Source organism: Bacillus sp. Marseille-Q1617 (assembly GCF_903645295.1).
Classification (GTDB): Bacteria; Bacillota; Bacilli; order Bacillales; family Bacillaceae_B; genus Rossellomorea.
The window spans coordinates 751,812-764,295 of record NZ_CAHJXM010000002.1; the positions used below are offsets into that span (position 1 = coordinate 751,812).

The 12,484-nt window shown below is 45.7% G+C and carries 12 protein-coding genes; 10 read left to right on the forward strand and 2 right to left on the reverse strand.

Annotated elements, in window-relative coordinates:
• Positions 1–107 precede the first annotated feature (107 nt).
• From qoxA to qoxD, 4 genes are read left to right on the forward strand one after another with little or no spacing between them, the layout of a single operon-like run.
• A complete protein-coding gene (gene qoxA, locus HWX64_RS15110; RefSeq protein ID WP_175990359.1) occupies positions 108–1,130 on the forward strand; it encodes a cytochrome aa3 quinol oxidase subunit II in 1,023 nt (340 codons plus the stop codon).
• Between the two features lie 19 nt (positions 1,131–1,149).
• On the forward strand, positions 1,150–3,114 hold the full coding sequence (gene qoxB / locus HWX64_RS15115; protein ID WP_175990360.1) for a cytochrome aa3 quinol oxidase subunit I: 1,965 nt from the start codon (positions 1,150–1,152) through the stop codon (positions 3,112–3,114).
• A gap of 2 nt (positions 3,115–3,116) precedes the next feature.
• Positions 3,117–3,728 carry a cytochrome aa3 quinol oxidase subunit III gene (gene qoxC / locus HWX64_RS15120; RefSeq protein ID WP_175990361.1) on the forward strand — a complete coding sequence of 204 codons (612 nt, stop codon included), beginning with the start codon at positions 3,117–3,119 and terminating at the stop codon, positions 3,726–3,728.
• A gap of 1 nt (position 3,729) precedes the next feature.
• Positions 3,730–4,029, forward strand: coding sequence for a cytochrome aa3 quinol oxidase subunit IV (gene qoxD / locus HWX64_RS15125; protein ID WP_175990362.1), 300 nt, complete (start codon positions 3,730–3,732; stop codon positions 4,027–4,029).
• Between the two features lie 147 nt (positions 4,030–4,176).
• Here qoxD and HWX64_RS15130 read toward each other — a convergent pair whose 3' ends face one another.
• Positions 4,177–5,745, reverse strand: a complete 1,569-nt coding sequence (locus HWX64_RS15130; protein ID WP_175990363.1) for a phosphodiester glycosidase family protein — start codon at positions 5,743–5,745, stop codon at positions 4,177–4,179.
• 291 nt (positions 5,746–6,036) lie between these two features.
• Here HWX64_RS15130 and HWX64_RS15135 point away from each other — a divergent pair, with 291 nt between their 5' ends.
• Complete coding sequence (locus HWX64_RS15135; RefSeq protein WP_175990364.1) at positions 6,037–6,660, forward strand: TetR/AcrR family transcriptional regulator; 624 nt, start codon at positions 6,037–6,039, stop codon at positions 6,658–6,660.
• On the forward strand, positions 6,657–7,943 hold the full coding sequence (locus HWX64_RS15140; RefSeq protein WP_175990365.1) for an MFS transporter: 1,287 nt from the start codon (positions 6,657–6,659) through the stop codon (positions 7,941–7,943). Before HWX64_RS15135 ends, HWX64_RS15140 begins: the two co-directional genes overlap by 4 nt.
• A gap of 58 nt (positions 7,944–8,001) precedes the next feature.
• Here HWX64_RS15140 and HWX64_RS15145 read toward each other — a convergent pair whose 3' ends face one another.
• The gene (locus HWX64_RS15145; protein WP_254871198.1) at positions 8,002–8,583 is read right to left on the reverse strand and encodes a spore coat protein; all 582 of its coding nucleotides are present in this window, start codon (positions 8,581–8,583) and stop codon (positions 8,002–8,004) included.
• A 222-nt stretch (positions 8,584–8,805) separates the two neighbouring features.
• Here HWX64_RS15145 and HWX64_RS15150 point away from each other — a divergent pair, with 222 nt between their 5' ends.
• The 4 genes from HWX64_RS15150 (at position 8,806) to HWX64_RS15165 (ending at position 12,441) form a co-directional block, all read left to right on the forward strand.
• Positions 8,806–9,435, forward strand: a complete 630-nt coding sequence (locus tag HWX64_RS15150) for a LysE family transporter (protein ID WP_175990367.1) — start codon at positions 8,806–8,808, stop codon at positions 9,433–9,435.
• Positions 9,436–9,502: 67 nt separating this feature from the next.
• Positions 9,503–10,243 carry a YqcI/YcgG family protein gene (locus tag HWX64_RS15155; protein WP_175990368.1) on the forward strand — a complete coding sequence of 247 codons (741 nt, stop codon included), beginning with the start codon at positions 9,503–9,505 and terminating at the stop codon, positions 10,241–10,243.
• 89 nt (positions 10,244–10,332) lie between these two features.
• On the forward strand, positions 10,333–11,277 hold the full coding sequence (locus HWX64_RS15160) for an arginine deiminase family protein (RefSeq protein ID WP_175990369.1): 945 nt from the start codon (positions 10,333–10,335) through the stop codon (positions 11,275–11,277).
• A 183-nt stretch (positions 11,278–11,460) separates the two neighbouring features.
• On the forward strand, positions 11,461–12,441 hold the full coding sequence (locus HWX64_RS15165; protein ID WP_175990370.1) for a zinc-binding dehydrogenase: 981 nt from the start codon (positions 11,461–11,463) through the stop codon (positions 12,439–12,441).
• The last annotated feature ends 43 nt before the right edge of the window (positions 12,442–12,484 follow it).

Sequence of the window (12,484 nt, forward strand, 5' to 3'; positions counted from 1 at the left end):
ATTTCGAAAATCAGGTTACAGTTCGGTTAAATGAGGGTACCTTCTTTAGAGAATTTGGTAATATGATGCTACAACTGATAAATACGAGATAAAGGAAGGTGAACCCTTTGTTTGATAAATTCAAGCCATACTTGATCGTTTTGATAAGTTTGGTTTCTTTATTTTTCATCATCATATTCAGTTCGGGAAGTGAAATGATCATTCTCGATCCGAAAGGGCCAGTAGGGCAGGTACAGAAAGACCTGATCATGCTGTCGATTTATTATATGCTTGGCATTATGATCGTCGTTCTATCATTCTTTACATTTATTCTATTAAGATATCGAAGCAGCCGGAAAGGTGATTACAGGCCTGAAATGCATGGAAGCACAAAGCTTGAGATCATCTGGACGCTGATCCCGGTATTGATCGTCATTGCCTTGTCGATTCCGAATACGAAGGCTTTGTATGAATTGAAAGAGGCTCCCAAGGCGACAGCTCATAAAGAGCCGATTGTGGTACATGCAACGGCTGTCGACTGGAAATGGATCTTCAGTTATCCGGAGGAAGGGATCGAAACGGTGAACTATGTCAATGTGCCGGAAGATCACCCGATCCTCTTCAAGGTGACAGCTGCTGATTCCATGGCTTCATTCTGGGTGCCGCAAATCGGCGGTCAGATCTATGGGATGCCTGGAATGGTGAATGATTTATACTTACAGGCGGATGAGCCTGGGACATACGCAGGACGTAACTCAAATTTCACGGGTGAAGGGATGACGCACCAGAAGTTTGATTTTGTTGCGATGGAAGAAGGAAAGTATGAGAAATGGGTACAAGATGTTCAGGCCAATGAACCGAAGCTTTCTGAAAAACAATATGAACAGCTTATTCTGCCTGGACATGTTGAAAAGATGACGTTCTCTTCCACTCACTTGTCCATTGTCGATCATGGCAAGAATTCCGAATATGCCTTTGCGATCCGTGAGAAATACGGGGTAACTGAAAGATCGCATGGAGCAGATGCGGACGCCGAATCCAGCCACAGCGGACACGGGGACCATGGAAATGACAACGGAAGCCATCAGGACCAGGAAGGTCATGATGGACATTCAAAAGATGAAGAAAAAGAAGAAGGACACGAGCATTAAGAAAGGAGGACCACTCTAAATGTTTGATTTTATCAAGGATAATTTAATCCTCAATGATCCGTTGATCCTTGGAGCCAACATTTCGATTGTTTTCACAGTAATCGGGGTTGTCGCAACCCTGACCTATTTCAAGAAGTGGAAATGGCTCTGGAACGACTGGATCACGAGTGTTGATCATAAAAAGATAGGTATCATGTATATTCTCGCTGCATTGGTCATGCTCTTCCGCGGAGGGGTCGATGCACTATTGATGAGGGCCCAATTGACGGTGCCGAATAACGAGTTTTTATCATCACAGCACTATAATGAAATCTTTACGACTCATGGTACGATCATGATCCTGTTCATGGCGATGCCATTCCTACTTGGATTGATGAACGTTGTTGTACCTCTGCAAATCGGTGCAAGGGACGTTGCGTTCCCTTACTTGAATAACCTGAGTTTCTGGTCATTCATGTTCGGGGCGATCCTTTTCAATATGTCATTCGTATTCGGTGGTTCACCGGATGCCGGGTGGACGAACTACGCGCCGCTTGCGATCGAAGGAAGCCCTGGTCCGGGTATCAATTACTACTTGCTCGGATTGCAGATTTCAGGGATCGGTACGTTACTGACGGGTATCAACTTTGTCGTCACGATCATTAAGATGCGTGCGCCGGGCATGACGCTTCTTCGCATGCCGATGTTCACGTGGACGACATTGATCACGGCATTCATCATTGTGTTTGCATTCCCGATCTTGACAGTTACGCTTGCACTGATGACGTTTGACCGTTTGTTCGGCACGCATTTCTTCACGCTGACGGACGGCGGGAATCCGATGCTTTGGTCGAACCTGTTCTGGTTATGGGGACATCCGGAAGTATATATCGTCATTTTGCCTGCTTTCGGTATCTTCTCGGAAATCATTGCCACTTTTGCAAGAAAAACATTGTTTGGCTATAAATCTATGATTATATCACTTGCTGCCATTTCACTACTCAGCTTCGTCGTGTGGGTTCACCACTTCTTCACGATGGGCGGAAGTGCTGCAGTGAACAGTGTGTTCTCGATTACGACGATGGCGATTGCCATCCCGACCGGTATCAAGATATTCAACTGGCTCGGGACCTTGTATAAGGGAAGGATCGAGTTTACGACCGCGATGATGTGGTCGGTGGCGTTCATCCCGACATTCCTGATCGGCGGGGTGACTGGTGTCATGCTCGGTATGGCTGCAGCTGACTTCCAGTATCACAACAACTACTTCCTGGTTGCTCACTTCCACTACACACTCATCGCAGGTGTCGTATTTGCCTGCTTCGCAGGACTTGTTTACTGGTATCCGAAGATGTTCGGCATCAAGATGAACGAACGAATCGGGAAATGGGCTTTCTGGTTCTTCTCGATCGGATTCAACGTATGTTTCTTACCGCAATTCGTATTAGGATTCGCGGGTATGCCAAGACGTGTGTACACATACGGACCTGAAGACGGCTGGACTGCATTGAATGTCATTTCTTCTGTAGGGGCATTCGGAATGGGTGTCGGATTCCTGGTCATCGTGTATAACGTATATTACAGCTACCGTTATGCGAAGAGAGAGGTATCAGGCGATGCTTGGGATGGCCGCACACTGGAGTGGGCAACAAGCTCAGCGATTCCTCCTCACTATAACTTCGCTCATGTACCTGAAGTGAAGAGTGTGGATGCATTCCATTACATGAAACAGGAATGGAAAGAATCCGGCAAACCTGAAGATCCGGATTATAAACCGATCCACATGCCGAACAATGCAGGTGTACCGTTCATCATGTCCGGTCTCTTCTTTGTAGCAGGATTCGGCTTGGTGTTCGAGCTATGGTGGATGGCGATCCTCGGGCTTGTGGGCATCATCGGAACTATGGCCCATCGCTCACTTACTTCACACAAATATGATAAAGGCTATTATGTAAGTGTGGAAGAAATAGAAAAGACTGAAAATCGTTTCAAGAGGGAGGCGTGAGTATGGCACATAGTACAAATGTAGATCCAAACACGCCACTGGAATATCAATCTGAAATCGGCAGACTGAATATCTTCGGTTTCTGGATTTTCATCGGAGCGGAAATGGCGCTGTTCGCCACCATTTTCGCCACGTTCTTTGCCCTTGAAAGCGGAACGGTAGGCGGTCCGCTGCCAAGTGAAGTGTTTGATCTGAAGAATACGATCATCATGACGTTACTATTGTTAATCAGTAGTTTCACGTCCGGTTTATCGATAAATGAATTAAGAAGAAGAAATGTCAAAGGGATGATGGTCTGGCTGATCATCACACTGCTATTCGGTGCAGGGTTCCTTTACATGGAGATCGCAGAGTTCCTTCACCTCATTCATGAAGGGGCGACGATGGGAACCAATGCATACTGGTCTTCATTCTATCTGTTGACCGGTACGCATGGTCTCCACGTTTCATTAGGTATCCTTTGGATCATTCTCGTGATGTTCCAGGTGAAGAAACAGGGATTGAACCCTGATACCGCAAAAAAACTATTTGTATCCAGCTTGTACTGGCACTTCCTTGATTTCGTGTGGATCTTCGTGTTTACAAGCGTGTACTTGTTAGGGATGGTGGGATAATATGTCAAATAACACATCAAACCACAGCCGTATACCCTGGACTCAAATCATTGGATTTTTCTTGTCAGTCGGATTGACGTTCCTTGCTGTTTACTGGGGACTGTACACTGACCTTGCCCGCGGAGCCATCGTGGCCATTGTCTTTGGTCTTGCCTTCCTGCAGGCGGCAATCCAGCTGTTCATGTTCATGCACGTAAATGAAGGCGAAGGAAAATGGCAGGTCGGGAAAATGCTCTCGGCGGGCTTCATCGCCATCGTCATTGTTGCTGGTTCTGTTTGGGTTATGAACAGTATGCACTAAAAATGGATGGGACATGGGGACAGGTACGTTGTCCCGATGAGCTAAGTATAAGAAACATGAAAAAGGAAGCTTCAGTGTTGAGAAGCTTCCTTTTTCTTTGTCGTTTTTTAGACAGGCACTGTCATATGCTGGTCTACTCCTTTTCGATTACTTTAAGATGAAAATACCGTCGGATACGGGACGTTCACCAGTAGGATCTGAAGGCTTATTCACTAATTTGTCATTGACGACCATCGCTGACGATCCCCCGCCATCAAGGTTCAAACCTTTAACTGCTCCAAGTGACTGAAGTATTTGGGCACTTTCAAAGAAGCTGACACCTATGCTTTCTTCAGGATTGCGACCTTCAACTGTGACAAGCAGGATATTTCCGTTTTCTTTAATGCCTGCCAAGGATCTTGGATGACGATATTGTGCAAAGTGATAGTAGAAATCCTTGCTCCATGCAAAGCCCTCTTCTTTTGCCTGAATATCGATTTTTCCTTCATCTACAAGTTGAGGTCCTCCGCCGATGATATCTAAACTGGATGGAGTATTGATCTGCTTGCCATCAGCGGTTATTTTTTTGGTGATATTCAATGAGTCCCCTTTTGAGACATTTTCTTTCAGCCACTCTGCCTGATCCCCGGTCGCTGATAGGACGATTCCGCTCTCTGGGATGCTATGGCCCCGCTCGGAGAAAGTCTCAACAACCTCTCCATTTGCATTAAGTACCGCCTCGAAGCCGTCCCCTTTTGGAGTGGTATCCCCGAAATAAGCGTTATATTCGATAATTTCTTCTTGATCAGTACAGGTCACATCATGCTTTGGCTGATTGGTTTCGATGTCCCCGACCCCTCCGCAGCTTCTGATCAATCCGGGTTTCCGGTTGATCCCGTCAATCACTGCCGTTTCACCGTTTTTAGTTTTTACTTGTAAAACAGTCGACGTTTCTGCAATCTTTGTATCGTTCCCCGAAAGAAGAAGGCTTGTGCGCTCTCCAATCGCTTCGCTTACAAGTTGTCCATTAACTACAGAAATGCCTGCCGGATCACCCGGTGTTCCGTCACCTGAACCTACGACAAAATAACCGCCATTCATTCCAGCCAAAGCTTGGGTGCGGCCGGCCATGGAAGAAACCTTTTCACGGCCGGTGATTTTATCCTTTGCGAGGACATTCGTCAAATCACCTTTAAATTTCCCTGGATCGATTTCAAGCACATCAATCTCCCATGGTCCTGTTGTTTTCGTAGTCCCGTCATATTCAGAAAAAGTGACCTTTGCTTTTTCATACCCATCGGCTTTTAGTTGCTCTGCAAGAGCCTTCGCTTGTTTCTCTTCTTCCATTTCCCCGGATCGAACTACATATCCTATTTTTTTGTCATCAACATCAGTCTCACCCACGTGCTTATTCTCCACTTTATGAAGTGTTGGCTTATAGCCTTTTTCCCTTAGTTCTTTTATAAGTGCCGAGGCTTGTTCCTTAGAATCATAAAATGCTGCATCCACTGTGTAAGAGGGTTTCTCTGAATAGTAGCCCCTAGTGATTTCTGTATGAGTGACTCCTTTGGTCAATTGTTTGGTGTATCTTGATTCTGGTAAATGGTTTACTCCTATTGAGAGAGTTTCTTGAGGGTCGGCAGCCTCTGCTTTTTCGTCATCCGGCACTCCAAATGAAAGAACAGTGGAAAGTGTTAATGTAGATATTAATACGGTTTTCATAAATGAACGGTACATGAAAGGAAACCTCCAAATGGATTTTTTACTTGCACCACTAGACTAGCGGGAAATTAATAAAAGGAAGTTACATAGGGATAAAGATTTGGTTAATTTCAAGGTTTCATAAAACTATTTCTTGAAAATTCTTGAGATGTATAAAAGAACTTGAAGAGTTACATTCAAAAAATGACCATGCAACCTTTTGGAATATGTCGAATATTTAGTCCATGAAAGTGTTGACATTGGAAGTAACTTACAATATCATAATGATTGATTGATCAATCAATTTTTATAAGGGAGAGAATTCACATGTCGGCATCACTTTCACTTGAAGAAAAAAAGAAACGGAAAAGGGCGATGATTCTGCAGGCAGCGGTAAAACTGTTCAGCGAAAATGGATTTGCCGAGACGCCGATTGCTGCGGTCGCAAAGGAAGCAGGCGTCAGTTTTGGCACCGTTTTTACGTACTTCGAAACAAAGGAAGTACTGTTTCAATCTTCCGTTTTGGAGCCTCTGGAAGAATTAAAGCCTTATTTTTATGAAATAGAAGAACGTTACAGCGGCAGCCCCATGGAGAAGGTAAAAGACATGATTCATTGCCAAGTGGATCTGTTTTCGAAGAGCAAGGATTATCTGCGTCTGATCCAGCAGGTGCTTGCCAGACCCGACAGGTATCCGGTACTGTTCAAAGAGCTTGATGATTTTGTTAACGTGTTTATCGACAAGATCTATCCGGTCATTGCAGAAGGGCAGGAGATGGGACTTTTCTACAAGGATTCACCGCCTTTGATTGCCCAGTCGTATTTATCCCTCATAAATGGTATGAGATTGACGTTTGTCGATGATTATACAAATTTGGTTTGGAGCGATATGAAAATTCAGGCACTGAGGCTGTTTGGTCCGGTTGCAGGCGCAAGGGAGGAAATGCGATGAAATTGAGGGACATCCATCCCAACATCAAATTAAGGTTGGGCATGCAGTTCCTTGGCGGACTTGTGTCCATGGCCGTCATTCCGTTCCTGGCCATCTATTTTTCAAAAAAAATCGGGACCGCCGAAACGGGGGTCATTCTCATATTGACCGTCATCAGCGGGGTGATCGGCGGATTCATCGGCGGGCATGTCTCCGATAAAATCGGGCGGCGGAACATCATGATTTATTCAGAAATCGGAGTGCTGGTCACCTATCTGCTTATCGCTTTTTGCAATTCCCCTTGGTATGATCTGCCGTATGTATCTGCGGTCTTATTTGTCTTCAATATGTTTTCTGGCGGGATGTTTCAGCCGGCTGCGCAGGCGATGATCATTGATGTCACGGATTCAGAATCGAGAAAGCTCGTGTTTACGATCAGCTACTGGCTCGGAAACCTGGCCACTGCACTCGGGGGTATCATTGGTGCCTTCTTGTTTAAAAGCTATTTGTTTGAGCTGTTCATCGGAATATCGGCCATCTCTCTTTTATCTGTACTCATCACTATTTTCTTCATCTCAGAAACCTACACACCAAAAAAAACTTCATCCGATCCATCATCCAGGCAAACCAAATCTTCACCTTTAGAATTCCTGCAAAGCTACTCTGCGGTCTTAAAAGATAAACTATTTATGTTTTATATAGTCGGCGCCGTATTCATTTTCACTCTGGAGCAGTCATTGACCAATTATGTGGGTATACGGCTGGAAAAGGATATCCCTGAGCAATCCGTTTCATTGTTCGGAATGGAATTTATGCTCGATGGCACAAAGATGCTCGGATTTTTGAAAACAGAAAACACGATGCTGGTCGTGCTTTTGTCCACAGTGGTTTTATTTTTATTTAAAAAATGGAAGGACCGCTGGACTCTCGTTGCGGGTATGTTCATTTTTTCCGTCAGCTTCAGTGCACTTGCTTTTACCAACAGTATTTTCCTTCTCTTTATCATCATCTTTGTCGGCACGGTCGGTGAACTTATGTATGTTCCCGTTAAACAAGCGATGATTGGGGAACTTGCCCCTTCGAATGCCCGGAGCACGTATATGGCATTTTACAGCCTGACGTTTTATGGGACGATGATCATCGCGTCGCTGCTGATCATCGTCGGCGAGTGGATCAGTCCGGTGATGATGGGGGGCATCCTGCTGGCTCTTGGTCTTACGGGGACTTTCCTCTACCATTTGATCACCAAATCATTGGAATCTGATGCAACGGATGCTAAAGAAGTGAAAGCCTCCATTTCTTAAAAAGGAGCGGCTCTGGTTAAATGAGAAAGGACGCGGAATCCCGCGTCCCACTCGTTAATTAGTGAGGCATATTCCCCGGCTGCTGAGGGACAGTTGCGTAGCTTTGCAGCATTTGCGCCATATCCTGGTCGTTCAGCTGAGGTACCTGGTAGTAGCCGTGCTTGTTTTGATACAAGAAAATTTCGTAGCTCATTTCGATGAAGTTCGGCACGCTGTCCGCTACGACGCGTCGCAGGACCGGGTTCGTCATTTCAAGCGCTGTCATCGCGAGCAAAGTCGAAAGTGTCTTGGTCTGGCCAAGCATATAAGCTGAAAGGCCTTTGTCTGACAGTTCATTGACTGATTGGTTCGGCTTTTTCGGCTGTCCCGGCTTGATTCCATATACCGCGTCATTGTTCTGCGTCATTTTATACTGCTGTGTCGGTACTTGAGGATCGCGTCCGGTTGAGAAGCTTCCGACGATCGTATTGTACATCGTTGTCACAAAAGCTGTCTGTCGTTTGACGATATCTTTCAGCTCAGGGTCCTGGATATGCTGATCATACATTTGATACTGATCGAGCATGCTGATGATTCCTGCAATCACTTCATGGGCATCGAATAACTCATGGCCGCCGTGATTTTTATTCATTTGATTCATTCCCGGCTGGGGGGTGTTTTGAGTTTGGTTTTGCTGATTGTTTTGTTGGTTGAACATGATGTTTCCCTCCTAAAGTCGTTGACATCGGTGTTAGATTTCCCTTTGAGGAGGGAATCATGTATGGAAAATCTTCTGCCGTTTCAGTCAATATCATCTGAGACTAATACATGAAGGCCCGTCCGAATATAATAGGGAGAAGTAATGTAGAGGTGGTTTTTAAGAATGAGCGTATTCATCAGTTATATTGCATTGGGATTATCGCTGTCAGCGCCGATGGGCCCGATCAATGCCCTTCAATTGGACAAGGGGATCCGGTTCGGGTTCTGGCATGCATGGCTTGCAGGCGTAGGAGGCATGGCGGCGGATGCTATATTCATGCTGCTCATCTATTTCGGTCTCGCCCAGTTTGCGGACATGCCCATCGTTCAATTATTTTTATGGCTGTTCGGTTTCTTTGTGCTCGTTTATACGGGGATTGAAAGTGTGGTGAAGGCCGGTGCTGCCGCTCAGCAGCATCAACATAGGGGAAGGGAAACGAAAGGGAAGTCGTTTCGTACCGGTTTTTTAATGGCGATTTCAAATCCCCTGAGTATTTTGTTCTGGCTCGGGATTTACGGGTCGATCCTGGCCGAGACCTCCAGTAAATATCAAGGCGGGCAAATACTGATATACAGCATGGGAATCTTCCTGGGGATCACGCTTTGGGATTTTGCGATGGCGTCTGTCGCAGCAGGAACCAGGAAATGGTTCAATCAAAGCATCACACGGTGGATCTCCATCATTTCCGGCATCGTCCTGATCGGATTCGGCATCTATTTCGGAGTGAAGGCTGCCGGAGTCATACTAGGATAATAGACAGACACCCAATCGAACACCTCCTAATAGGATAGTGTGTAGTCTTTTAGGAGGGATTTGTCCGATGTTACTTTCAAAAAGCTGGATCGATAAACATATAGATGAACTCACCCCATGGCAGCAGTCTGCCTACACCGATTTCTCAGACATGATCTGTGATGAACAGCACCCATATCCATGTGTACCGGGGAAACAGGGGTTTCAAAGGGATATGCTGCGCTTTGGGTTTGCGGATGACCCGAGAACACCCGGATCAATTGAACAACTCGCTGTGCTTTTAAAGGAGTATGGAGAAATCTCAAGGGATACAGGGAATTACGCTTCGTTAGTCGTTTTCTTTCAATCGGATGGGTTGGAAGGAGTAGGAATCAATCACTTTCATGACATGTTCTGGTCTGTATTAAATAAGGTCCATGATTTGGATGAAACACCATGGCCGGAAGGGATCGCCGAGGACCCCCATCATCACAGCTGGGAATTTTGTTTCGACGGGGAACCATACTTTGCATTTTGTGCGACGCCGGCGCATTCAATACGAAAAAGCAGGCATTTTCCTTATTTTATGATCGCCTTTCAGCCGCGCTGGGTGTTCGATGAAATTAATTCTTCCACTGCCTTCGGCCAGAAATTGAAAAAAGTGATCCGGAAAAGGCTTGTGGAATACGATGAAATCGATGTGCATCCGAGCCTTAAGTGGTACGGTCAGGAGGATAACCACGAATGGCAGCAGTACTTCCTCAGTGATGATGATTCCTCACTTTCGAAGTGTCCATTTATGAATAGGCAAAAGAGGATCAAGAGTTGAAGCGTATTGAGCTTTGGCTCTTTTTATGTCTTGAATGTTTTTCATAAAGAAAGGAGAAAGTAAAAGAGGAAACAAAAGGAGGTCCGCGAATGCTCAATCTACACCCAAACTGCTGGAGTGAACACGAAGAGTTACGTACGGTCGTTGTTTGCTCACCTACAACATTAGATGTCCCCGATCAGCGCACCGCGGATTATGTCGGGTGGGAAAAGCCCGTTAAACACGAAAAGGCATGCGAAGATCATGAAAAAATGGTGTTGGCCATGGAACGTGCAGGAGTACAAGTAATCGATTATTCCATCTATCTAAAAGGGGAACACGCTGAACTTAATCCCCGGCTCATCAACCGGATATTTGTCCGTGACTACGCTTGCGTCTTCGGGAATACAGTCATTCCGGGAGTTGCGGGATCAACGATGAGAGCGCCGGAATATCTTCACAGTCATCAGCTTTTCCAGCAGTGGTTTGACGAGAAGACATTCTCTCTCAAAGACAATAACCGGATCAAGGCCTGGGAAAATGGCGACGTATTAGTTTTGAGTAAAGATGCTGTGTTCATCAATACTGGTCTCAGGACAAGCATCGAAAGTCTGGAAGTCATGAAAGAAAAGATTTTTAAAGCGGGGTTCTCAGAAATCGGAGTAATTGATCTGCCCCGAAAAACTGAGACGCTGCATCTTGATATGAACTGCAATGTGGCAGGAGCTGACGTAATGATCGCTAAAAGCTACTTGCGCCTGTTTCCTGTACAGGTCATTACAGAAAATACCGCTGAATATAGAATGACGGGGGATTTCCTGAACCGCCATGGATTCGACGTGCTGTGGACAGACAAAGTAAGTCACACCGTGGCAGATATTAATTTCTTGAATCTTGATCCGGAAACGCTCCTTGTCAGCACCAAGATGAACAAGAGAATCCTGCATGAGCATCCTAAATTAAAGAATAAAAAGATCATTGAAGTCGATGTGAATGAATTGGAAAAAGGGGGAGGCGGCATCCGCTGCATGACCCTTCCATTAGAGCGCAGGTAACGATATGAAAAAGGACTTGTCGATATGGGACAAGTCCTTTCCTGTTATTACTCCTTAACGTTTTGACAGCAGGTATCCAACCGGTAAGTAAGGTACTAAATAGTGCCTGCTTGTCTCATTTGTTGAAAGTAGATATCATATACCGTAAGAGAATATACAACAAATTTTAGGAGTGGCTATAGGATGAAAGCATTGCTTCTTAAAGATAAAGGGTTATGGAAAGACATGAAAGTGGAAGAAACGGAAAAACCGGCACCTGGTAAGGATGAATTATTGATCGAGGTTCATGCTGTCGGCTTGAATCCTGTCGATTATAAGACGGGAACGAATGGAAATCCGAACTGGACATATCCACATATTCTGGGGCTGGATGTTGCAGGTGTAGTGGCAGAGGCCGGCGAAGGTGTGACCGGCTGGGAAAAAGGTGACCGTGTTGTTTATCACGGTGATTTGACAAGAAAAGGCGGCTTTGCAGAATTTACGCTGATCACCGCCCACACTGTTTCAAAAATCCCGGGCACTGTCTCATTTGAGGAGGCCGCCGCCCTGCCGACTGCAGGTTACACGGCATATCAGGCACTTCACCGTAAATTACCGATGGATCAAGTAGATACCATCTTGATTCATGGCGGTGCCGGAGGGGTTGGAGGATTTGGTGTCCAGCTAGCGAAACTTGCTGGTAAAACCGTCATCTCGACTGCTTCTTCACACAATCATGAGTATGTGAAGTCGCTCGGAGCCGATTATGTTATCGACTACCGTGAAGAAGATGTAAAAGAGAAAGTGATGGAAATCACGGAGGGTCGCGGAGTGGACGCAGTGGTCGACGCGGTCAGCAGGCAAAGTGCAACCGAAGCCCTCGACATGCTCGCGTACATGGGACATATCGTCTATATCGCAGGAGCACCTGATTTTACTGCAATAAAACCATTCACTAAAGTGGTATCCTACCACGAAATTGCACTGGGAGCGGGACATCAGTCCAATGACCTTCGCGCTCAAAAGGACTTTGCCGTCATCGGTGATCACATGCTTTCCCTCCTTTTTGAAGGAAAACTGGACGCCATGCTGAAAGAGGTCATCTCACTGGAGGAAATTCCAGAGGCGCTCAACCGCTTGTCGGAACGCCATGTAAAAGGGAAGATTGTCGCGAAGCTGAAATAAATTAATTACAAAAGGTGCTCATCCATGAAGGAGGGGCACCTTT

Excerpts from the sequence above, each read along its gene's own strand:
- HWX64_RS15130 (WP_175990363.1), bottom strand. The coding sequence starts at position 5,745 with ATGTACCGTTCATTTATGAAAACCGTATTAATATCTACATTAACACTT.
- HWX64_RS15160 (WP_175990369.1), top strand. The coding sequence starts at position 10,333 with ATGCTCAATCTACACCCAAACTGCTGGAGTGAACACGAAGAGTTACGT.
- HWX64_RS15145 (WP_254871198.1), bottom strand. The coding sequence starts at position 8,583 with ATGAATCAAATGAATAAAAATCACGGCGGCCATGAGTTATTCGATGCC.
- HWX64_RS15165 (WP_175990370.1), top strand. The coding sequence starts at position 11,461 with ATGAAAGCATTGCTTCTTAAAGATAAAGGGTTATGGAAAGACATGAAA.
- HWX64_RS15135 (WP_175990364.1), top strand. The coding sequence starts at position 6,037 with ATGTCGGCATCACTTTCACTTGAAGAAAAAAAGAAACGGAAAAGGGCG.
- HWX64_RS15140 (WP_175990365.1), top strand. The coding sequence starts at position 6,657 with ATGAAATTGAGGGACATCCATCCCAACATCAAATTAAGGTTGGGCATG.
- qoxB (WP_175990360.1), top strand. The coding sequence starts at position 1,150 with ATGTTTGATTTTATCAAGGATAATTTAATCCTCAATGATCCGTTGATC.
- HWX64_RS15155 (WP_175990368.1), top strand. The coding sequence starts at position 9,503 with ATGTTACTTTCAAAAAGCTGGATCGATAAACATATAGATGAACTCACC.
- qoxD (WP_175990362.1), top strand. The coding sequence starts at position 3,730 with ATGTCAAATAACACATCAAACCACAGCCGTATACCCTGGACTCAAATC.
- qoxC (WP_175990361.1), top strand. The coding sequence starts at position 3,117 with ATGGCACATAGTACAAATGTAGATCCAAACACGCCACTGGAATATCAA.
- HWX64_RS15150 (WP_175990367.1), top strand. The coding sequence starts at position 8,806 with ATGAGCGTATTCATCAGTTATATTGCATTGGGATTATCGCTGTCAGCG.